This window comes from Lentzea sp. NPDC058436, assembly GCF_042721515.1.
Taxonomy (GTDB): Bacteria; Actinomycetota; Actinomycetes; order Mycobacteriales; family Pseudonocardiaceae; genus Lentzea.
On sequence record NZ_JBHXLF010000001.1, the window covers coordinates 1,265,718 to 1,286,666 of the forward strand.

Consider the following 20,949-nt stretch of genomic DNA (forward strand, 5'->3'; position numbering starts at 1 on the left):
TCGCTAGTCGGCCGGTGCGAACGGCACCAGCACGACGGTGATGTTGTCGTGACCGCCCGCGTCCAGCGCGACCTTCACGAACTCCTCCGGCCCGCACGGCAGCAACGGCTGCAGGTCCTCGGGCTCCGGCTTGTAGTTGTGCAGGCCGTCCGAGCACAGCAGGAACACGCCCGGCGACGTCGGCTTCAGCGTCACGACCTGCGGCTCCACCCGGCCCGCGTCCGCGCCGATCCACCGCGACAGCACGTGCGCGCGGCGGTCCGTGCGCGCCTGCTCCTCGGTCAGCACACCCTCGGCGACCAGCTGCGCCGCCCACGTGTCGTCCGCCGTGAGCTGCTTCGAGCCCTCGTCCGACAGCCAGTAGGCGCGCGAGTCGCCGACCCAGCCGATCGTCACCGACGACTCCGTGACCAGCGCCGACACGAACGTGCACGACGGTGCCACACCCCGGCCGCCCGGTTCGAGGGGCTCGTCCTCGACCAGCTTCTCCACCGCGAAGCAGGAGGCGGCGACGGCGTCGACCATGGCCTGCTCGGGGTCCGCGGTGTCGATCAGCGCGTTGAGCAGCACGTCCACGGCGGCGTCGGCGGCGGCCTGCGAGGCCTGCTCGGCGCGTTCGGAGGAGGCCACACCGTCGCAGACGACGGCGGCGACACCCTTGCCCGCGACGTGACCGAACGCCATCGAGTCCTCGTTGCGCGCCCGCCGCTTGCCGCGGTCCGACACACCGGACACGGCGCCCAGCGCGTACTCGACGCGGTCACGCGCCGAGGGCTGGTGCCGGCCGCACTGGGTGCAGTAGTCCTCGTCATCGATGTCCGGCGACCCGCACAGGATGCACGAGGCCTGCGCGGGACCGGTCGGTCCGCCCAGCGGCGTGCGGCGCACCAGCAGGTTGCGTCCGCACGCCTCGCAGAACCGGTCCTCCGCCGCGACGGGCGCGAAGCACTCCGGGCACTTCAGGGTGTCCATCAAACCAACGTCCTAGGCCTTACCGCGTTCGCGCGGTCCACCAATGCGATCCGTTCCTCCGGCGTGGCCGCGAACCGGGCCAGCGTGCGGTAGCGACGCTCCAGACCCAGCCGAAGTTCGTGTTCGGAGAGTGCACAGTCCAGCACCTTGCCCTCGGCGGCCTGATTGCGGGTCACGTAGTCGTACGCCGCCTCCAGCACCTCCGCCGACAGCTGCGTGTGCGAGTGAACGTCGATGTCCAAGGCGTGCAACCGTTCCCCGGCCGCGACGAGGTCCTCAGCGGCGCAGTCGCCGAGCTGCGCGCGCACCGCCGCGATCTGCGCCGGCAGATGTTGTGAAGATGTGTCCGGAACGGACAGCAGCACCTCCACCGCCCTCGCCCGGTCCCCGCACTCCAGCAGCACCCGCGCCAGGCCGAACGCCGCCGACACGTACGCGTGGTCGGTGTGCCACACCAGCTCGTACCAGCCCACCGCGCCCTTCAGATCGCCGACGGCCTCCGCGCACACGCCGAGCGCGAGCTTCGGGGCGGCCTCGCCGGGGATCGCCGAGCACACCGCGTCGAAGAACCCCAACGCGTCCTGCGCGCGGCCGTCGACCAGCGCCGCGAGGCCCCGGAACCAGTCGGCACGCCAGTCCTCCGCAGGGTCGAGCTCCGGCTCGTCGAACATCGACGGCGCCGTCAGCGTCCCCAGCTCCAGCAGCGCCGCCGCGGTGTCACCGGACTCGATCAGCACCCGCACGATCCGCAGCCGCACCTCCACCGTCAGCTCCGGTGCCTTGCGCAGCCCCTCCGGGTCCGACGTCGTCGCCGTCGCGAGCCACGAGGCGGCCGCGTCCGACGTGCTCACCGACGGCGCCGGCAACGCCAGCGCCACCTCCCGCAGGTCCAGCGCGCCCTCCACACCGAACCGGCGGCGTTCCGGCGTGAACTGGCGCGACAGGCCCGGCCTCGGCACGCCGTCCTCGATCGCCAGCACCTCGCGCAGCACGCCCGTGAGCTGCTCGGCCATGTCCTCGGCCGAGGAGAACCGCAGCTCCGGGTTCGGGTTCGTCGCCCGCAGCAGCAGCCGGTGGAACGAGGAGAACCGGCCCAGCAGCTGCTCCTCGTCCACCGACGGCAGGCGGTCCTTGCACTTGCCGCGGAAGTCGAACGGGAAGCTCATCACCGCCAGCGCGCGCCCGACCGTGTAGATGTCGGAGAACACCGACGGGCCGATCGTGCCGATCTCCGGCGCCTGGTAGCCGACCGTGCCGTAGATGGGGGAGTGGTGGTCGTCGATGCGCCGCACCGCGCCCAGGTCGATCAGCTTGAGCTGCTCCTCGGTGTGGATCATGTTGTCCGGTTTGAAGTCGCAGTACAGCAGGCCCACACCGTGCAGATAGCCCACGGCGGGCAGGATCTCCAGCACGTAGGCGATGGCCTGCGCGAGCGGCAGCGCCTCGTCACCGCGGCCGTCGCGGCGCCGACGCGTGATCATGTCCTTGATGGACTCGCCGCCGACGTACTCCATCACGATGTACTCGACGAGCTTCTCGCTCACGCGGCTCTCGTGGCGGATGAAGTTGTGGATCTTCACGATGTTCGGGTGCTCGACCTCGGCGAGGAACCGCCGCTCCGCCAGCGCCGCCGCCATCGCGTCGGCGTCACCTGAGTCGAGCAGGCCTTTGAGCACCACCCACCGGTCGCTCACCGCGTGGTCGAGCGCCAGGTACAGCCAGCCCAGGCCGCCGTGCGCCAGGCACCCCAGCACCTCGTACTGGTCGTGCAGCACCTCACCCGGTTCGAGCTTCGGCGTGAACGAGTAGGCGTGCCCGCACTGAGGGCAGAAGCCCTCCACCCGGCCCTGCTTGCCGTCCTTGGTCCGGCCGACCTTCTTGCCGCACTTCGAACAGAACCGCTTGGCCTCCGGGACCTCGGGGTTCTCCAGCACCGCGGTCTTCGGGTCCCGGTAGGGCACCCGCGGCACCTCGACCAGGCCCGCGCCCAGCCGGCCGCGGCTCATCGACCGCGCACTGCCGCGCCGCGCCCGTCCCGACGACGACCGCGTCATGTCCTGCGATGCCGACCAGGGCGCGGTGCCCGGCGCCGTGGACGGCCCGGTCTCCGGCAGCTCGTCACTCATCGAGGCCCCCTTTCAGTCCCGGTACCGCGCGACCGGCGGCGTCGGCGCCGGACCCAGCGGCGTCAGCCACCGCCCGTAGATCCCGCGCCACGTGCCGTCGGCGCGCATCCGCTCCAGCACGCCGTTGACGAACCGGACCAGGTCCTCCTGCCCCTTCGGGACCCCCACCCCGTAGGACTCGTCGGTGAACCGCGCCCCCACGACCTCGGTGTACGGGTCCTGCGCGGCCAGGCCCGCGAGGATCGTGTCGTCGGTCGAGATCGCGTCGGTCTGCCCCTGCTGCAGCATCACCAGGCAGTCGGTCCAGTTCGGCACGCTGATCGTCGTCTTCACCCTGTTCACGACGTTGTTGAGCGACGTCGACCCCGACGCCACGCACACCCGCTTGTCCGCGAGACCCTCCACGCCGATGATGCCGGAGTTGCGGCGCACCAGCACCCGCTGCCCGGCCTGGTAGTAGACCTGCGAGAAGTCGACGTCCTTGAGCCGGTCGCAGGTGATCGTCATGGTGCGCACCACGACGTCGACAGCGCCGCTCTGCAGCATCGGGATCCGCTCCGCCGCCGTGACGACCTTGAACTGCACCTTCTTCTCGTCACCGAACACAGCCTTGGCGATCTGGCGTGCCACGTCGACGTCGAAGCCCTCGATCTCGCCGGTGAAGGAGTTGCGGAACCCCATCAGGTACGAGTTCTGGTCGACACCCGCGATCAGGCGGCCGCGTGCCGCGATCTTCGCCATCGTCGAGCCGTCCGGCATCTGCCCCGCCTGCGGCAACGCCCCCGGCCGCAGGCTCGCGGTCGCGTCGCACGACGCCGGCGGGTTCGCCTGGCTGCTCGGCGCCGCCGACACCGTGCTCGCGTTCGCCGGCTGCGGCGCCGGGGCGGAGCGCGGCACGACCTCGCTGGGCGCCGGCCCCGCCGAACACGCCCCGAGCAGCAGCACGGCTGCCAGCGCCAGTCGCCTCACCTGTACTCCTTGAGCCGCTGCCACAACCCCATCGCCGCCCCCGCCGCACCGATCACCGCGAGCAGCAGCACCCCGACCGCCGTGCCCGACAGCGACACCCGCGCCACCGCGACCTCGTCGCTGAAGTCCTGCCGCGCCTCGGTGATCCCGCGCACCAGCGCCTGGTCCAGCGAGTCGAAGTACGGGTTGCCGATCAACGCCACCGCGTCGTTGTACTGCCCGGCGTCGTCGGCCTCGCGGATGCGTTGGTGCACCTGCTGCCACTGCCGGAACTGCCGCATCGCCTCGTCCACGGCCGCGGTGTTGTCCAGCCGGACGGCCTGGTCGAGCAGCCCCTCCAGCCGTTCGGACACCTCGACGAAGTTCTTCTCGTAGGTCTGCCCCGCACCCCGGGCGACCAGCGTCAGCGTCTCCTCGCCGCGCGCGGTCAGCGTCGCGATCCGCGCCTGCGCCAGCACGTCGACCTTCTCCGACGCCGCCCGCGAGTCCGCCACGTCGTTCATGACCAGCACCGACACCGTCGTCATCCACAACAACGACAGGGCTGCTGCTGTTGTGGCGACGAGGAGCCCGACGTTGAGCAGCCGGTTCGTCTTGCGCGTCAGGTACCGCTGGGTGAGCACCAGCGCTATGACGACGGCCAGCGCGACGCCGACCGAGCCCCATGGGAAGCTCGCCTCGTCCTGCGCGCGGCCCACCCGGTCGGTCTCCGCCCGGTACAGCTCCTGCGCCGCCGGCAGCAGCTGCGTGCGCATCAACCCCGACGCCTCACGCAGGTACGCGGCACCCACGGGAAAGCCCTGCCGGTTGTTCGTGCGCGCCGTCTCGATCAACCCCGTGTACACCGGCAACTGCGCGGCCAGCGTCGCCGTCAGCTCGGGGGAGGAGGCCGTCGCCACCGACAGCGCCGCCTGCGCCTGCGCGATGTCGGCCTCGTAGCGTTCCCGCAGCTCCGAGGGCTCCAGCCCACCGGACAGGAACGCGCTCGCGGCCGTCGCGTCGGCGTCCTGCAACGCGCGGTAGACCTCCTGCGCCGCGTGCGCGAGCGGCTCGGACCGCGTCGCCAGGTCCTCCAGCGCCCGTTCCTGCCGGTTCACGCTCCACGTCGTCAGCCAGCCGCTCGCCAGGCTCGCCACGACCAGCACCACGACGATCAGGCTCAGTCGTCCCGGCGTCGACCGCGCCAGACCGGTGACGCGGCGCACCAGCGCCTGCCGCGGCTGCGAGTCGACCACCACGAGCGAGCCTCCCGAACGGCGAGTTGATCGGCGTGGCGTAACTGTAGGCACCTCGGACACACCGCGTGGGAATTAACGACCCATCCCGCCACACGTCACTCAGGAGTTACCGAGCGGAAGATGTCAGCAGCCGCGACGTTCGGCCTCCGCGTGCCACCACGCGGGCGGCGAGTCGCCCGTGACCTGCGACGACGGCTGCTCGGGATGCAGGCCCAGACGGCGCAGCGCGTCGGGCCGCACGGAGATCGCGATCACACCGGAACCCGGCCGGCACATCAGGTCGACCCGGACGTCGGCGGGATCGAACGGGTACCAGTCGATGCCGCGTTCGCGCAGTCAGGCCCGCACGGCGGCGGAGGAGGTCGGCCTGCCCTTGACGTTGTCGTAGCGCGCGATGCGCACCCACTCGTCGTTCACGCCGCCATCATGACCGCGACTCGACCAGCCGCGCCACCCCGTCCAGGCCTACTGGCGAGGTTGCGACACGAGCAGCCCGTTCTCCAGCTTCCAGGTCGTCGTCATGTAGGTCGACGGGCAGCAGTTCGCATCTTCCGGAGCGAACCACCTCTCGTCCGTGACGACCTCGCCCGGTTTGAAGACGATGTCCTCGACCCGACCACGCCGCTGCACGTCCTGGTCCTCCTGGACGTCGACCAGCCCGATCCGCCGCACGTCCTGGCCGGTGCTCGCGAACACCAAGAACGCGATCCCGAACACCAGGTTCCCGCCCTCGTACGAACACGCGACCCGCACGGCCATCTCGTCGTTGCCGTCACCGTCGAGGTCGCCGAACCTCTTGTCGGACAGGCTCAGCCGCACCTCCCCGCCGCGGTCGATCTGCACCACCGCCTTGCCCGTGTCATCGACCTGCACCGGCTTGCTCGTGCCACACGGACCCGGTCCCACCGGCAGGCGGCTGAGCGCGACATCCGCCAGCCTCACCGGCGGCACATCTGCCGGTGAGGAGCCACCACCGCTCGTCGGCGAGGAGCCGCCGGCGGTATCGCCGCCACCTCTGGGAAGCATCACGAAAACCAGCGCGGCCACCAGAAGAATCGCGGCGAGGCCGAACATGACAACCGTGCTGCGCGCAGCTTTCCAAGATCGCATCGAATCCCTTATTGCTCCGTAAGTGTGAACACCCCGCAACGATGCAACGCGGCAAGGGCGTAATCAGATAGATGAACCGTCAGCGTTCCCGTGAGCCCGTGTGAACACTAGGAGTTCGATGGCCAAGAAAGGAAGAGGGAAGAATCTTCCGCGGCCACAGCAGCAGAAAAGACGCCCGCCCGCCGAGGAAAGCCCGCAGCGCCGCTCCGCAGGCCCGTTAATCGCGGGAGCCGTCACCCTTCTGGCCACCGTCGGAGCGTTCGTGTTCGCCGTGCTCTCCTACACGAACGACCGAGCGGTCGCCACGCGCGACATCACACCGGTGCTCGACTTCGTCATCGTGCGGCCAGACGTCAAGAAGAACGTCCCGGTGCAGGGCCAAGACACCAGAGGACACGAACCCCTGACAGGCGTCCTGGAGGGAGGTTCGGGCGCGGTCGACGTCGTCCTGAACAACACGGGCGGGCAGACCGCGCTGATTCACAAGATCGACGTCACCGTTAAGGATCACGCCAGACTCGATTCGTGCACCGGAGCCGGAGGTCTGCCGGCGTCGGCCTCATTTGACTTCCGAATTCCGACCAAGGGCGGAGCATCGGGATACAAGACGAGCAAGGAAGACCTGTTCACCGTCGAGGGGCAAAAACCCGACAGGTTTCTGGTGTCGATCGGGCCGGACGAGATCAGCGAGGGAACCTGGGGCTGGATCTACGTCGTTTCCGTCACCGTCCACGTCAAGTCCACCAAGGAAGGTGAACCGGATCAGGAAATCGAGACACCCGACGTCATCGTCGTGGACGACTGGCTCGCGGGAAGGTACGACAGGGGGTCGCTCGACAGCCAATCTCCTGATTGGAAGGGATGCGTTCGGGAGCATCGTGCATTGGTCAACCGGATGGTGAACCGGCCCGAGAAGCATTCGGCGGCGCTCGACGACCTGCACCGCGCCATCGAGAAGCTCGGCCTCTAGGCCCGCGACTCGACCAGCCGCGCCACTCCGTCCAGGATCATCTCCAGCCCGAACTCGAACGAGTGCTCCGGGCTGAACGCGCTCTGGTGCGCCTGCCCGACGGCCGCCCCCACGCGTGCGGCGACGGGGTAGCGGGCCGGGTCGAACACCGTCATCAGGAACGGCGCCGCCGCGTCCCACCACTGCTGGTCGGTCAGCCCGGTCTCCTTCTCGGTCACCGCGGCCGCCGTCAGGTCCCGCGCCGAGTTCTGCACGTGCCCGAGCACCAGGTTGAGCACCGAGTCCATCTCCACGTCCGACAGGCCCGCGCCCTCCAGGCCGCGCAGCTCGAAGTCGTACTTCGCCGCGACCTGCGGGCCCAGCACCGTGCGGGCCGGCGCCACCTGCAGCAACCACGGGTGCCGCCGGTACAGGGTCAGGTTCTCGCGTGCCACGTACGCGAGGTGCTCGCGCCATCCGCCCGCCGGTTCGCGGCCGGTCGCGGACTGCACGGTGTCGACCATGACGTCGATCAGCTCGCCCTTGCCCGGCACGTAGGTGTAGAGCGACATCGTCCCCACGCCCAGCGTCTCGGCCACGCGCCGCATCGACAGCGCCCTGAGCCCGTCGGAGTCGGCCAGGGTGATGCCCGCCCGCACGATCCGGTCCACGCTCAGGTCCGGCTTGCCCTTGCGTGACACGCGTTCCTGGGTGCGCCACAGCAACGCCAGCGTCCGCGCCGGGTCACCGCTGCCCGTGTGTTCGATCACGGCCACCACACTACCGTACCGTATGGTGTACGGTACAGAGTATGTTCGTGCCTGCCGACCCACCCCGACTCGGCCAGTTCGACGGAAAACCCCTGATCGACGCCTTGCCGGAGGTGCTGGACGACGACGGCTACTGGGGTGTGGCGGCGGCGACCGCGCTCACCCTCGTCGCCCGCGGCCGGATCGTGCCCGGTGTGACGGCGGCGGGTCACGACACGTGGCGCGTCGGGCCGCTCGACCACGCCGACGAGCTGCACCTGCGTCAGCTCGCCGCGCACGACGACTACGACCGGCTCCGCGCGTTCCTCGACGCCGTCGCCGACACCCTGCCCCGCACCGGCACCGGGCCGTTCGCCGGCACCGAACCCTGCGACGTCTCCGGCCTCAAGGCGTGGGCCGACGAGCAGATCAAGATCTCCCTGCGCATCGAGACCACCGACGACCTGCGGTTCCGGGCTATCGTGCAGGTCCGCGCCATCACCGACCCCTACCCGCAGGACGTGCGCGGCTCCGGCCGCGAGCTCGACGCCATCCGGGCCATCAGCCGCATCGACTGGCCGCCGCTGCAACGCCTGCTCGACGCCGCCGAGCTCACCGACGGCGAGGTCGGCGAACTGCTCGGCACCGACATCGAGGTCCACTGGCCGCGCGAGCTCACCACCGGCCTGTCCGCCAAGGCCGTCATCGGCGAGTCCAGCGGGACGTTCCAGACAGGCGACCTGCTCACGTTCGACTGGCGGCTCGCCCTCGGTGGCCAGGAGCTGACGCAGACCGAGATGGACCTCGTCGCCGAGGCGTCCCGGCCGGTCGTGAAGCTGCGCGACCAGTGGGTGCTCGTCGACCCGAGCCTCAAGAAGAAGGCCCGCCAGCAGCTCAAACCGCTCACCGCCGCACAGGCCGTCACCGCCGCGCTCACCGGCGTCGCGATCATCGACGGCGAACGCGCCGAGGTCGCCCCGCACAGCCTCACCGCCGCGATCACCACCGTGCCCCAGTTCCCGCAGCCCGCCGCGTTGCGGGCACAGCTGCGCGACTACCAGCTGCACGGCCTGCGCTGGCTCGCCCACATGACGAGCCTCGGACTCGGCGCGTGCCTGGCCGACGACATGGGCCTCGGCAAGACCATCACCCTCATCGCGCTGCACCTGCACCGCGCCGACCCGCGCCCCACCCTCGTCGTCTGCCCGGCCTCGCTGCTGGGCAACTGGGAACGCGAGATCCACCGCTTCGCCCCCGCCACGCCCGTCAGCCGCTACCACGGTCCACAACGGACTCTCGCGACCGAGGGAGTCGTGCTCACCACCTACGGCACCATGCGCCTGGACGCCGAGGCGTTGCGCGGCCACGACTGGGGCATGGTCGTCGCCGACGAGGCCCAGCACGTCAAGAACCCGCACTCCGGCACCGCCAAAGCACTGCGCTCCATCCCCAGCGGCGCCCGCGTCGCGCTGTCCGGCACCCCCGTCGAGAACTCGCTGTCCGAGCTGTGGGCCGTGCTGGACTGGACGACACCGGGCCTGCTCGGCACGCACCGCGCGTTCCGCACCCGCTGGCCCGAACCCGACGACACCCTCGCCAAGGTCGTCCGGCCGTTCCTGCTGCGCCGCCGCAAGACCGACCCCGGCGTCGCCCCCGAACTGCCCGCCAAGACCGAGACCGACCGGTACGTGTCGCTGTCGGTCGAGCAGGCCGCGCTCTACGAGGCGCTGACCCGCGAGACCCTCGACCAGATCGCCCACTCCGACGGCATCGCCCGGCGCGGGCTCGTGCTGAAACTGCTCACCGGGCTCAAGCAGATCTGCAACCACCCGTCGCACTACCTCGGCCACGACGCGCTGCGCGGCACGTCCGGCAAGCTCGACCTGCTCGACGAACTGCTCGACACGATCATCGCCGAGGACGGCTCCGCGCTGATCTTCACCCAGTACGTCGGCATGGCCCGGCTGCTGGAGCGGCACATCAAACAGCCCACCCGGTTCCTGCACGGCGGCACCCCCGTGCCCCGGCGCGAGGAGATGGTCGACGACTTCCAGAACGGCCGCGCACCCGTGTTCCTGCTGTCGCTCAAAGCCGCCGGCACCGGCCTCAACCTCACCCGCGCCGACCACGTGATCCACTTCGACCGCTGGTGGAACCCCGCCGTCGAGGACCAGGCCACCGACCGCGCCTACCGCATCGGCCAGACCAGACCCGTCCAGGTGCACAAGCTCGTCACCGAAGGCACCGTCGAGGAACGCATCGCCGCGCTCCTGCAGGACAAGCGCGACCTCGCCGACGCCGTCCTGCGCGGGGGAGAGGCCGCGTTCACCGAACTCACCGACGCCGAACTCGCCGAACTCGTCCAGCTCAGGAGCGCGCCATGACCGCCCGCGGATTCGCCGCGTTCCCCAAGGTCAAGCGCCGCATCGCCACCTCGTGGTGGGGCAGGACGTGGGACAAGGCGCTCAAGGACACCGCGCTGGACTCCGGCATGCTCAAGCTCGGCCGCCGCTACGCCCACGCCGGCGTCGTCGGCCCCATCACCGTCAGCCCCGGCCGACTGCACGCCCAGGTCCACGACGACGACACCGCCTACAGCACCACCGTGAGCATCCCCGAGCTCTCCGAGGTCCAATGGGGACGGTTCCTCGACCGCGTCGCCGAGAACTCCGCCCACATCGCCGCGTTGCTGGACAACGACATGCCCCGCGACCTCGTCGTCGCCGCCGAAGAGTCCGGAGTGGACCTGCTGCCCGGCATCGGCGACCTCGAACCCGAATGCGACTGCGACGGCTGGGAACTCCCGTGCCGCCACGCCGCCGCACTCGCGTTCCAGGTCGGCTGGCTGCTCGACGCCGACCCGTTCGTCCTGCTGCTGCTCAAGGGAAAACCGGAACAGGAACTCCTCGACGCCCTGCGCGACCGCGTCGCCGGACCCGTCGGCACCAGAACACCTGTGGTGGTTTCGCACGAAGAAGCAGGTCAGCTGCCCGCCCGTCCACCACTTCCGGCCACCACACCTGTGGTGCTCGCGGTCGAACCGCCGCCCGGTTTCGACGCCGCGGAACTGGTGGCGCTGATGGAGATCGCCGCCTCCCGCGCCCGCGCACTGCTGCGTTCGGGCACTCTCGAAGGGTGATCACCGAGAAGCAGAAGATGATGACCGGCCTGCTGTACAAGGACTCCGACCCCGAGCTCGTCGCCGAACGGCAGCGCGCCCAGGCGTTGGTCGACGAGTTCAACACAACCCGCTCCGGCGAGGTCATCGCGAAGCTCTTCGGCTCGGTCGGCGAAGGCTCGTGGGTCATGCCGCGGCTGCAGTGCGACTACGGCTACCAGATCCACCTGGGCTCCAACAGCTTCCTCAACTACGACGCCATCCTCATGGACTGCGCCACCATCACCATCGGCGACGACGTCTCCATCGGCCCGCGCGCCCAGTTGCTCACCGCCCTGCACCCGATCGAGGACCACGAGGCCCGGCGGCAGCGCTTCGAGTCCGCCGCGCCCATCACCATCGGCGACAACGTGTGGCTCGGCGGCGGCGTCATCGTCTGCGCCGGCGTCACGATCGGCGAGAACTCGGTCATCGGAGCCGGTAGCGTCGTCACGCGCGACATCCCGCCGCGCGTGCTCGCCGTCGGCAATCCCTGCAAGGTGGTCCGTGAGCTCTAAGACGCACATCGAGCCGTTGGTCCTGCTCGGACTGACGGCCGTGGCGCTGGTCGTGTCGGGCATCGGCCCCTACGACCGCGCCACCTGGTACCTCGAGGTCGCGCCCGTCGTGATCGGCGGCGCGCTGCTGGTGGCGACCTACCGGCGGTTCCGGCTGACGCCGCTGCTGTACCGGCTGATCTTCCTGCACGCGCTGGTGCTGATCCTCGGAGGCCACTACACCTACGCCCGCGTGCCGGCGGGATTCTGGGTGCAGGACTGGTTCGACCTGGCGCGCAACCACTACGACCGGTTCGCGCACTTCGTGCAGGGCTTCGTGCCCGCGGTGCTCGCCCGCGAGATCCTGCTGCGCCGCTCACCGCTTCGGCCGGGCGGATGGCTGTTCTTCCTCGTCGTGTGCGTGTGCCTGGCGTTCAGCGCGACCTACGAACTGGGCGAGTGGCTGGCCGCGGTGCTCGGCGGGTCGGCCGCGGACGAGTTCCTCGGCACCCAGGGCGACGTCTGGGACACCCAGTGGGACATGTTCATGGCACTGCTGGGCGCGCTGGCCGCGCAGCTGACGTTGGCGCGCGTGCACGACCGGGAGCTCGCGCGTGCCGTTTGAGCAGGCCATCGCGCACGTCGAGAGCCTGTCCGCGGGCGGGCCGCTGCCGCGCGACCTCCGCGTGACGCTGAACTTCCACCCCGGCAGGGGAGTGCTGGACGGACTCGTCCGCGACGGCGTCTACCGGTCGCAGTTCGAGACCGGCACCAGCAACGGCGGCCTCGGAGGCGCGCGCCGCGACTGGGAGAGCCGCCTGTTCGGCGGCGCCTACGACCACGCGGCACCCGCGGACCGGCCCAAGTACGGCGCGCTCAACACCCGCCGGCTGGCCTGCGGCGCCGCACCGCGCTTCGGATCGGCGCACCTGCGTCTTCGCGAGGACGTGCTCGACCGCACGACGTTCTGCTACCCGGACAGCGTCTTCGAACCGGTCGACTTCGGCACCGCCCGGCACTTCGCCCTGACCGAGGACGACGGCCTGGACTTCCTCGACGACTACGTCGAAGCCCACGTCCACGGTCCCGTCACCCTCGACGACGTCGAAGCGGTCGTCCTCGACCCGAGCCACCCCGAGGTCTGGCTGCCGTGCCCGGTCGAACGGCACCCCGGCTTCCGGCTGTCCACACAGGACCTCCTGCGCCACCCCGGCTACCGCACACCCGAGTCCGTCGCACTGGGACTGGAGATCGCCGAGGACGGCGTCCTCACGCCACGGCTCCTCGACGACGCGAAAGCACCACCCCAGGTCGTCAAACACCTCTGGCACCACCTCGCGCGCTTCGGTCACCCCAGGTAGATCGACGCCAGCCGCCGCACCGCCGCCGTCACCTGGTCCCTGAGCTCTGCGGGCTCCAGCACCTCGACCTCACCGGCCAGCCGCAGCAGCATCCCGGTCGCGTGGCTGAGCGACTCGATCGGGATCGTCACCCGGAACCCGTCCCCGTCGTCCACAACGGACTCCTCCGCCGCCTTCGCCACCACCGGCAACACGTGCGACGCGAACGACTCCCAGCCCCGTTCCGACAACCTGATCACCGCCTCGCCGGTGTACTGCCGGGCCTGGAAGTCCTCCAGCGACTCCGCCCAGTGCGCCGCGAGGTCGAACCCGTCCGGCCTCGCGAACGACTCGTCCAGCACCACGGCCGACTGGATCTGCGCCACCCGGTACGTCGAGATCCGCGACGCCCCCTGCGCCACCAGGTACCAGCGCCCGGCCTTCAACACGAGCCCCAGCGGCCGCAGCACCCGAGTCACGTCCTCAGGCGAACGCCACCGCCGATAGCTGACCTCCAGCACCCGCTCCCGCCACACCGCGTCCGCCACCAGCCCGAGGAACGGCGACCGCTCCGGGTCGTAGTACCAGGCGGGCGCGTCGAGGTGGAACCGCGTCGCCATCCGCGAGGCCCGGTCACGCATCGGCGACGGCAACGCCGCCATCAACTTGAGCTGCGCCGCCGACACCGCGTCCCCGAGCCCCAGATCCGCCGCCGGCCCCGGCAACCCGGCCAGGAACAACGACTCGGCCTCCTGCTCGGTCAACCCGGTCAGCCGCGTCCGGTAGCCGTCGAGCAGCTGGTACCCGCCGGACGGACCGGCGTCGCCGTACAGGGGCACGCCGGCCGCGTGCAGCGACTCCACGTCGCGGTAGATCGTGCGCACCGACACCTCCAGCTCGTCGGCCAGCGCCTGCGCCGTCATCCGGCCCTTGGCCTGGAGGAGGAGCAACAGGGACACCAACCGGCTCGCGCGCACGCGGACACACTGCCACAAACCACTGACACACCGATGTCAGTGATTCACCCGTCAGGCAGCGCTCAGGATGAGGAACAGCCCGATGACCGCGGCAGCGGCGAAGCCCGGCGTGATCACCAAGCTCCACATGAGGATGCGGCGTATCGAGTGCAGGACGATCACGGCTTCGGTCGTCGCCTGCACGCCCGCTTCCTCGGTCGTCGCGGAAGCGCGGATGCGCCGCAACGAGGCCGCAGGCAGCCGGCTCTTCCAGTCAGGTCCCGTTCCAGGGCCGGTGGCCTGCTGCACGAAGGGCTGGAACGGGCCGACCTCGGGATACGTCGTGGGCTCTTCGGACACGGTGTCACCTCTCGTTCGCCACTGAACGATCCGACTGTCGCCCCATCTCGCGCGCGCGTTACCGGCGAACTATCACTGACACACCCTGTCAGGGTTAGCTCATACGTTCGACGCATGGCTTTCTACGAGAAGCAGCTGGCGGTCAAGGAACCGCTGGTCGTCGCGGGCAGGCACGTCAAGCGCTACGAGGTGGTCACCCCGGGGCTGGAGATCACCGACGACATCCGCGACGCCGCCTGCGCGTTCCTGCCGCGGATCTACCCGGACTTCGACGACCCGACCCCGCCCGCCACCGTGACGGTCCTGCACCGCAGCGCCGCGGGCATGTACCTCAACGCCTACAACTGGGTCTGGGACAACGTCCTGCACTGCCGCACCGCCGTGTCCGGTGACCAGCCGTTCCTCGGTTCGACCGACCCCGACCTGACGCGCTTCACCGTCATCCCGAAGGACCTCATCGGGTGCGTCTGGGAGCTTCCGCCGCTGGCCCACGAGCGCACCGCGTGGGTCCGGCACGTGCTCGAACCCGACACGCCGGACTTCGACGGCTACCTCGGCGACGTCATGGCCGAGGGCCTGGTGGGCAGATGAGCGCGGACTGGCAGGGCGCCCCTTCCCGCTGAAAACCGGTGGACGGCGGCGTTAGGTTCGCAGGCATGACCACTCCGGAGTCCGTTGTGCGCGTGCTGGCCGAACCCACGAGGCTGCGGGCGTTCGCCGCCGTCGTCCTCGGCGCGGGAACGCTGGCCGACGTCGCCGCCGCCTCCGGCCTCAAGGTCAAGGACGCCGGAACCGCGCTGCGCAAGCTCCGCGAGGCCGGGCTGGTCGAAGGCGAACCGGCCCGGCCCACCGACCTCAAGCCGCTGGCGGCGACGCTCACCGAGGCGATGCCCGCCGACGGGCTCGCGCCGTTCGTCCGGGGCGACAAGCTCGTCTCGTTGCCGGTCGCGCACGAACGACGCCGCAAGATCCTCGAACACGTCGCCGCGCACGCCTTCACCGCGCGGACCTACTACGAGGAGAAGGAGATCAACGAGCGGCTGCAGGCGTGGTGCGACGGGGGAGAACTCGACCACGTCACCATCCGGCGCTACCTCGTCGACCTCGGTCTGTTGGAGCGCGGCGGCGGCATGTACCAGGCTCAGCCTCTGCCGATGTAGGGCATCGCCGTGGCCATCACGGTCATGAACTGCACGTTGGCGTTCAACGGCAACCGCGCCTGGTACAGCACGGCGTCCGCCACGTGCTGCACGTCGAACGTCGGCTCCGGCCGTGTCTCGAAGTTGGCCTGCAGCACACCGGCGCCCATCCGCTCGGTCATCTCCGTCGCCGCGTTGCCGATGTCGATCTGCCCGCACGCGATGCCGAACGCGCGGCCCTCCAGCGACAACGACTTCGTCAGGCCGGTCATCGCGTGCTTGGTCGCGTTGTAGGCGACGGCGTGCGGGCGCGGCACGGACGCCGAGATCGAGCCGTTGTTGATGATCCGGCCGCCGCCCTGGGTCTTCATCACCTTGAACGCCTCGCGGGCGCACAGGAACGCGCCCGTGAGGTTCACCCCGACGACCTTCTCCCACGCGCTCAACGAGAACTCCTCGACCGGTGTCGCGCGCACGTTCATGCCAGCGTTGTTGAACAGCACGTCCACCCGGCCGAAGCGCGCGACCACCGCCTCGAACAACGCGACGACCGAGTCCTCACGCGACACATCGGCCGGCACCACGAGAGCGCTCTCGGGAAAGCCCTCTCCGGTCTCGGTCAACGCGTCCTCGCGCCTTCCAGCCAGCGCCACCTGGAACCCCGCGTCCAGCAGGGTTCGCGCCGCCGCGCGCCCCACGCCGGAACCCGCGCCTGTCACGACCGCTACTGCCATCGGTGATCTCCCCTCGATCCAGCGATTGCCCGAAGTGTCCCGTGTGGAGTAAATCCTGGGTGTGGAGTGTGAAGAGGACACCTGCCGGCTGTGCGCGGGGTCCGGAACCATGTCGTGGCAACAACCCGTTCCCGGTCCCGAAGGCCTTGTGCTGCACGAGATGTCGCATCCGTGCCCGCGCGGGTGCTCCGGCTGGTGGAGGCTCCCGCACGCGGAGACCAGAGGCATCGTCGCAGGGAATGTCGCACGTGCCAACGAGATTCCAGCCGGTCCGTCCACCCAGGCCTGATCACCGAGCGTGAACGATGGGGGTCACCCATTATTGCCAGGAGGGTCCCTGCTTGGCGGCTGCCACCACTCGGAGTGGAAGCGGACACTGTTCTTCTGTGAAGGAGTGCAGCCGTTGCCATGGTTCTGGGCTCAACGAGGACCGGACCGCCTGCCGGGTCTGCGGTGGTCTGGGTCAGGTCCCCGACCGCTAGCCGAGCCTATTTCTTCGTCATCAACGTGGGGCCGAGGATCCGGCGGGCCAGCCGCCGGGTCAGCGACTTCGGTTTGCGCTCCGCCGCCGGGGCAGCGGGCTGCTGGGCCGGTGCGGAAGCCGGTGGCGTAGCGGCCGGCTGAGCCGGGGTGGCGGCGGGTGGAGTGGTGGCCCGCTGGACCGGAGTTGCGGCCGGTGAAGGAGTGGCCTGTCTCGCCGGCGCGGCAGCCGGTGGCGTGGTGGCCCGCTGGGCCGGAGTGACGGCCGGTGGAGCGGGGATTCCGGGAGGCGGCGTCACCGGAGCGACACCGGGGACGGTCGCCGGTTCCGGTCGCAGGGGTGGGATCTTCGCGAACACCTGGGTCTCGGCCTCGACATTGCCGGGCTGCTGCTGCTCGATCGGCACGCGGAGATCTTGCCATCGGGGTCGTTCGCGCTTCGAACGAGGGGCCGCCTGCCGTGGGCGCGGTCACCTTGCGAGTGCGGACCCGGCCTGGGATGGCGCCCCAACCGGCTGAGCCCCCGCGCGCGTCAGCGTTGGCGCGCCAGGAACTGGTCACCGGCGGCCAGGACGAGGTCGAGCTGCTCCTCCAGGCTGTCCGCGCCGCGCGGTATCGACTGGCCGATCAGCTCCTCGACCTCCGCGCCGTCGAAGCCGGGGCGTTGCAGCAGGAGGTCCGCCAACGCCTGCATGTAGGCGACATTGCCGGTGGCGCGCAGCAGGTTGAGCGCCTGAGCACCGTCGAACCCCTCCCCGCGCAGCACGCGCAGTCCTGTCTGGACGAGCACGGCGCCCTTGCCCTGGATGAGGAACGCCGTCTCGGGCCTGGTGAGCACGGGATGCCGGCCGAGGGCCGCGTACATGTCCCTGGCGTAGGTGCGCAGCCAGGTCCGCCAGTCCAGGTCCTCCTCGGGTGCCCGCAGCTCGGCGCCCAGCCGTTCGGCCAGCGCGCCCAGCAGTTCCTCCCGGTCGCGCACGTGCGTGTACAGCGCCGAGGTGGCGACGCCGAGGTGTCTGGCCACCGCGCTCATCGTGAGCGCGTCGGGGGACAGGGTCTCGGCCGCGTCGAGGATCGCCGTCAGCGAGATGCGGGGAGGCCTGCCCTTCCTGGGCGGCGACGGGTCGGGAGGGTTGCCGTGCAGCATGCCCGCCATTATATTCAGAAAAACTTTCTGAAACTCGTTCAGTAATTCCCGTGGCGCGAGGAGAGCGATCGTGGACCAGACGAGACTGCAGCAACGCCTGGACGAACTGTGCGAGACCTACGTCGTGCCGGGAGCGACCGCGGCCGTTCTGCGCGACGGTGTCGTCACGAGCGCGGCGTCGGGCATCGCGAACCTCAGCACCGGCCTGCCGGTGCGGCAGGACACGCTCTTCGCGGCGGGCTCGATCACGAAGGTCTTCACCTGCTCGCTGCTCATGACGTGTGTCGACGAGGGCCTCGTGGGCCTGGACGACCACGTCACGGCCTACCTGCCGGACTTCCGCGTGGGCGACGGCGACCGCTCGTCCCGGATCACCGTGCGGATGCTCCTGAACCACACCTGCGGCCTCGCGGCGAACTTCATGCCGGCGCAGCGCAAGGGGCCGCACGTCCTCACCGAGTTCGTGCGGCTGATCGAGGCCCACTCCGTCGTCGGCGAGCCCGGCGGGCACTGGTCCTACTCGAACGCGGGCACCGTCACCGCGGGCGCGGTCATCGAGGCCGCGACGGGCAGGACCTGGGACGAGGCGCTGGAGGAGCGGATCCTGCGCCCGCTCGGGCTCAACGCCACCACCGACACCGACCGCATGATCCTGCAGTCCACGGCGGTGGGACACGAGGTCGATCCCGGCGCCACCTCGGCGCAGCGCTCCGACCTGTTCCAGATCGCGCCCGGCATGGCGCCCGCCGGCTCGACCCTGTTCTGCGACGTGCACGCGTTGATCGCCTTCGCCCGCATGCACCTGGCGGGCGGCGTGGCGGCGGACGGGCGCCGGGTGCTCTCGCGGGAGGCGACCGAGTTGATGCGGGCGCGGTCGGTCGACACCATGTGGGGCTTCGAGCAGGCCGAGTTCGGCCTCGGCTGGCACCGCCGCCCCACGCCCGCCGGACCGGTGGTGGGCCACGGCGGCGGCAACATCGGCCAGATCTCGCTGCTGGAGACGCTGCCCGACCAGCAGGGCGCCCTCGCCGTGCTGACCAACGGCAACCAGGGCGCGCTGCTGGTCGAGGCCCTCAAGACCGAGGTGCTGCAGGAGTGCTTCGGCGTCGCGCCGTTCGTCCGCCCCACGCCCTCCGGGGAGCAGGTGGAGATCGACCTGGAGCCGTTCACCGGACGCTACGAGGCACCGCACGGCACGGCGACGGTGCGCGTCGTGGACGGCCATCTGCAGGCGGAGATCGAGGACGAGGAGATGCTCGCGCGGTGGTACCGGACGATGCGCCACCCGTCCCCACCCGCGGCGAAGCTCATCCCGACCGGTGAGCCGGGGCGGTTCCTCGCGGAGTACGGCCCGCTGTTCCCCTACGTGCCGGCGGAGTTCCGCGAGTACGAGAACGGCTCCCCGACCCTGTTCCGCTACATCGCGTCGTACGAACGCGTCTGACCGCCCGTCCCCACCTCACGAAGCGGAGGTCCGATGCGCTCGACGACCGAGCTCGCCGACGAGTTCTGGAACCAGCTCAAGCACGACGAGCCGTACTTCGCGGTGGTCGCCGGTGACCGGCCCGCGTCCATCCCGCCGGTCACCGAGCGGGTGCTCGGTGACCGGGCGTCCCGGGCCCAGCGGCTGCTCGACGAGCTCCGGCAGACCGGCACCGCACGCGAGGACGCCGACCTCGCCGCCGTGCTGGAGGCGCAGCTGGTCCAGCAGGTCGCCGAGGCGCGGGACCTGTGGCACCTGCACCTCACCGCGCCCTACCAGAGCGGCATCCTCACCCTGTACGCCCACCAGGTGATCGCACCGCAGCCGGAGACGCTGCGCAGGCGGCTCACCGCCGAGTTCGGCGAGCGCCTGCGTTCGATCGCGGCGCTCGTGCGGGAGCAGCGGTCACGGGGCATCACCCTGCCCGCTCCCGCCGTGCCCGCCGGCCGGGCCACCTGGCAGAGCATGCGCGACGGCCTGCCCGCCGTGCTGGGCTCCGAAGCCCTCACGGCAGCCTTCGACGAGGTGCTGACCGAGATCGACGAGTCGGCGCGGGTCGCCGGCGAGGCGATCGGCCTGGCCCACCGGCCCGGCGGTGAGGAGGTCTACCGGTCCCTGGTCCACCGGCAGACCACGGTGCGGGTCGATCCGGAGGAGCTGCACCGGCTCGGGCTGGAGCAGTGCGCCGAACTGACCGAGCGGATGCGGGAGATCCGGTCCCGCCTCGGCGGCCCGCCCGGTGAGGCGGAAGCGCGCGACTGGGTGCGGGGCCAGGCACACCTCTACGTCTCCACCCCGGACGAGGTCGCCGCGCTCTACCGCCGTCACATCGCCCGCGTCGAGCCGGAGATCGGCTCCCTGTTCAAGACCCTGCCCGGCGCGCCCCACGACGTGCGCCGCGCCGACCCGGCCGTCGAACCGGGGATGACCTTCGGCTATTACCAGCCACCCACCCCCGACGACCCGGTCGGCCTCTACCGGTTCAACGGCTCCGCCCTCGCCGAGCGGTCCCAGCTGACCGCCGCCGCGCTGATCCTGCACGAGCTGCTCCCCGGACATCACTTCCACATCGCCCGCCAGAACGAGAACACCTCGCTGCACCCGCTCCAGCGGTTCTCCTTCGACCTCACCGCGTTCAACGAGGGATGGGCCGAGTACGCCTCCGGCCTGGGGTGGGAGACCGGGGCCTACGCCGACGACTGGGACGCCTACGGCCGGCTGTCCCACGAGCGGATGACGGCACAGCGGCTCGTCGTGGACACCGCGCTGAACCTGGGCCTGTGGGACGCGGGGCGGGCGCGGGCGTTCATGCGCGCCAACACCCTGGAAGGCGAGGAGCAGATCACCTCCGAGATGCTCCGCTACGCCACCGACATGCCCGCTCAGGCGCTGGCCTACCGCTCCGGTTTCCTGGCCTTCACCGAGGCCCGCGCGAACAGCGCCGGCGCGGACCCGCGCGAGGTGCACGAGGCGATGATCGGCGGCGGAGCCGTCCCGATGCCGCGCATGCTCCAGCGGGTCGCGGACGCGACGACGTGAACGC

Annotated in this window: 22 protein-coding genes; 10 read left to right on the forward strand and 12 right to left on the reverse strand. The window is 70.5% G+C overall.

Features of this window, described 5'->3' with window-relative positions; genetic code table 11:
• Positions 1 to 3: 3 nt before the first annotated feature.
• The 6 genes from ACFWN2_RS04930 to ACFWN2_RS04955 all read right to left on the reverse strand — a co-directional run bounded on the left by ACFWN2_RS04930 (position 4) and on the right by ACFWN2_RS04955 (position 6,247).
• Entirely contained in the window at positions 4 to 972 is a 969-nt protein-coding gene (locus tag ACFWN2_RS04930) for a PP2C family serine/threonine-protein phosphatase (protein WP_382424951.1), read from the reverse strand.
• Positions 972 to 3,098, reverse strand: a complete 2,127-nt coding sequence (locus tag ACFWN2_RS04935; RefSeq protein ID WP_382424952.1) for a tetratricopeptide repeat protein — start codon at positions 3,096 to 3,098, stop codon at positions 972 to 974. Before ACFWN2_RS04935 ends, ACFWN2_RS04930 begins: the two co-directional genes overlap by 1 nt.
• A 12-nt stretch (positions 3,099 to 3,110) precedes the next feature.
• The gene (locus tag ACFWN2_RS04940; protein WP_382424953.1) at positions 3,111 to 4,067 is read right to left on the reverse strand and encodes a transporter substrate-binding domain-containing protein; all 957 of its coding nucleotides are present in this window, start codon (positions 4,065 to 4,067) and stop codon (positions 3,111 to 3,113) included.
• Positions 4,064 to 5,305 carry a hypothetical protein gene (locus tag ACFWN2_RS04945; protein ID WP_382424954.1) on the reverse strand — a complete coding sequence of 414 codons (1,242 nt, stop codon included), beginning with the start codon at positions 5,303 to 5,305 and terminating at the stop codon, positions 4,064 to 4,066. Before ACFWN2_RS04945 ends, ACFWN2_RS04940 begins: the two co-directional genes overlap by 4 nt.
• 123 nt (positions 5,306 to 5,428) lie before the next feature.
• Positions 5,429 to 5,560 carry a hypothetical protein gene (locus tag ACFWN2_RS04950; RefSeq protein WP_382424955.1) on the reverse strand — a complete coding sequence of 44 codons (132 nt, stop codon included), beginning with the start codon at positions 5,558 to 5,560 and terminating at the stop codon, positions 5,429 to 5,431.
• A gap of 210 nt (positions 5,561 to 5,770) precedes the next feature.
• Positions 5,771 to 6,247 carry a hypothetical protein gene (locus ACFWN2_RS04955; RefSeq protein WP_382424956.1) on the reverse strand — a complete coding sequence of 159 codons (477 nt, stop codon included), beginning with the start codon at positions 6,245 to 6,247 and terminating at the stop codon, positions 5,771 to 5,773.
• Positions 6,248 to 6,533: 286 nt separating this feature from the next.
• On the opposite strand from ACFWN2_RS04955, the gene ACFWN2_RS04960 reads away from it, so the two are divergent.
• The gene (locus tag ACFWN2_RS04960) at positions 6,534 to 7,385 is read left to right on the forward strand and encodes a hypothetical protein (protein WP_382424957.1); all 852 of its coding nucleotides are present in this window, start codon (positions 6,534 to 6,536) and stop codon (positions 7,383 to 7,385) included.
• Here the strand turns inward: ACFWN2_RS04960 and ACFWN2_RS04965 are convergent.
• Entirely contained in the window at positions 7,382 to 8,134 is a 753-nt protein-coding gene (locus ACFWN2_RS04965) for a TetR/AcrR family transcriptional regulator (RefSeq protein ID WP_382424958.1), read from the reverse strand. The genes ACFWN2_RS04960 and ACFWN2_RS04965 overlap by 4 nt on opposite strands.
• 41 nt (positions 8,135 to 8,175) lie before the next feature.
• Here ACFWN2_RS04965 and ACFWN2_RS04970 point away from each other — a divergent pair, with 41 nt between their 5' ends.
• The 5 genes from ACFWN2_RS04970 to ACFWN2_RS04990 are packed head-to-tail and all read left to right on the forward strand — an operon-like array spanning position 8,176 to position 13,128.
• Positions 8,176 to 10,497 (forward strand): DEAD/DEAH box helicase, encoded by a 2,322-nt coding sequence (locus ACFWN2_RS04970; protein ID WP_382424959.1) that lies wholly within the window; start codon positions 8,176 to 8,178, stop codon positions 10,495 to 10,497.
• A complete protein-coding gene (locus ACFWN2_RS04975) occupies positions 10,494 to 11,252 on the forward strand; it encodes an SWIM zinc finger family protein (RefSeq protein WP_382424960.1) in 759 nt (252 codons plus the stop codon). The genes ACFWN2_RS04970 and ACFWN2_RS04975 overlap by 4 nt, the downstream gene beginning before the upstream one ends.
• Before the next feature lie 17 nt (positions 11,253 to 11,269).
• Positions 11,270 to 11,788, forward strand: a complete 519-nt coding sequence (locus ACFWN2_RS04980; RefSeq protein WP_382425589.1) for a sugar O-acetyltransferase — start codon at positions 11,270 to 11,272, stop codon at positions 11,786 to 11,788.
• Entirely contained in the window at positions 11,778 to 12,392 is a 615-nt protein-coding gene (locus tag ACFWN2_RS04985) for a DUF2238 domain-containing protein (RefSeq protein ID WP_382424961.1), read from the forward strand. Before ACFWN2_RS04980 ends, ACFWN2_RS04985 begins: the two co-directional genes overlap by 11 nt.
• A complete protein-coding gene (locus ACFWN2_RS04990) occupies positions 12,382 to 13,128 on the forward strand; it encodes a DUF3626 domain-containing protein (RefSeq protein WP_382424962.1) in 747 nt (248 codons plus the stop codon). The genes ACFWN2_RS04985 and ACFWN2_RS04990 overlap by 11 nt, the downstream gene beginning before the upstream one ends.
• Here ACFWN2_RS04990 and ACFWN2_RS04995 read toward each other — a convergent pair.
• Both ACFWN2_RS04995 and ACFWN2_RS05000 read right to left on the reverse strand, forming a co-directional pair.
• The gene (locus ACFWN2_RS04995; protein ID WP_382424963.1) at positions 13,116 to 14,084 is read right to left on the reverse strand and encodes a helix-turn-helix transcriptional regulator; all 969 of its coding nucleotides are present in this window, start codon (positions 14,082 to 14,084) and stop codon (positions 13,116 to 13,118) included. The two genes, ACFWN2_RS04990 and ACFWN2_RS04995, sit on opposite strands and share 13 nt — an antisense overlap.
• A 51-nt stretch (positions 14,085 to 14,135) precedes the next feature.
• Entirely contained in the window at positions 14,136 to 14,423 is a 288-nt protein-coding gene (locus ACFWN2_RS05000; protein ID WP_382424964.1) for a hypothetical protein, read from the reverse strand.
• A gap of 114 nt (positions 14,424 to 14,537) precedes the next feature.
• Here ACFWN2_RS05000 and ACFWN2_RS05005 point away from each other — a divergent pair, with 114 nt between their 5' ends.
• On the forward strand, positions 14,538 to 15,014 hold the full coding sequence (locus tag ACFWN2_RS05005) for a hypothetical protein (RefSeq protein WP_382424965.1): 477 nt from the start codon (positions 14,538 to 14,540) through the stop codon (positions 15,012 to 15,014).
• 65 nt (positions 15,015 to 15,079) lie between these two features.
• Entirely contained in the window at positions 15,080 to 15,583 is a 504-nt protein-coding gene (locus ACFWN2_RS05010; protein ID WP_382424966.1) for a DUF2087 domain-containing protein, read from the forward strand.
• On the opposite strand, the gene ACFWN2_RS05015 is transcribed toward ACFWN2_RS05010, so the two are convergent.
• The 3 genes from ACFWN2_RS05015 to ACFWN2_RS05025 form a co-directional block, all read right to left on the reverse strand.
• Entirely contained in the window at positions 15,565 to 16,296 is a 732-nt protein-coding gene (locus tag ACFWN2_RS05015; protein ID WP_382424967.1) for an SDR family oxidoreductase, read from the reverse strand. The genes ACFWN2_RS05010 and ACFWN2_RS05015 overlap by 19 nt on opposite strands.
• Before the next feature lie 488 nt (positions 16,297 to 16,784).
• Entirely contained in the window at positions 16,785 to 17,183 is a 399-nt protein-coding gene (locus ACFWN2_RS05020) for a hypothetical protein (protein ID WP_382424968.1), read from the reverse strand.
• 125 nt (positions 17,184 to 17,308) lie between these two features.
• Positions 17,309 to 17,923, reverse strand: coding sequence for a TetR/AcrR family transcriptional regulator (locus ACFWN2_RS05025; RefSeq protein WP_382424969.1), 615 nt, complete (start codon positions 17,921 to 17,923; stop codon positions 17,309 to 17,311).
• Positions 17,924 to 17,993: 70 nt separating this feature from the next.
• On the opposite strand from ACFWN2_RS05025, the gene ACFWN2_RS05030 reads away from it, so the two are divergent.
• Both ACFWN2_RS05030 and ACFWN2_RS05035 read left to right on the forward strand, forming a co-directional pair.
• The gene (locus ACFWN2_RS05030) at positions 17,994 to 19,367 is read left to right on the forward strand and encodes a serine hydrolase (RefSeq protein WP_382424970.1); all 1,374 of its coding nucleotides are present in this window, start codon (positions 17,994 to 17,996) and stop codon (positions 19,365 to 19,367) included.
• A gap of 33 nt (positions 19,368 to 19,400) precedes the next feature.
• Entirely contained in the window at positions 19,401 to 20,945 is a 1,545-nt protein-coding gene (locus ACFWN2_RS05035) for a DUF885 domain-containing protein (protein WP_382424971.1), read from the forward strand.
• Positions 20,946 to 20,949: the final 4 nt, after the last annotated feature.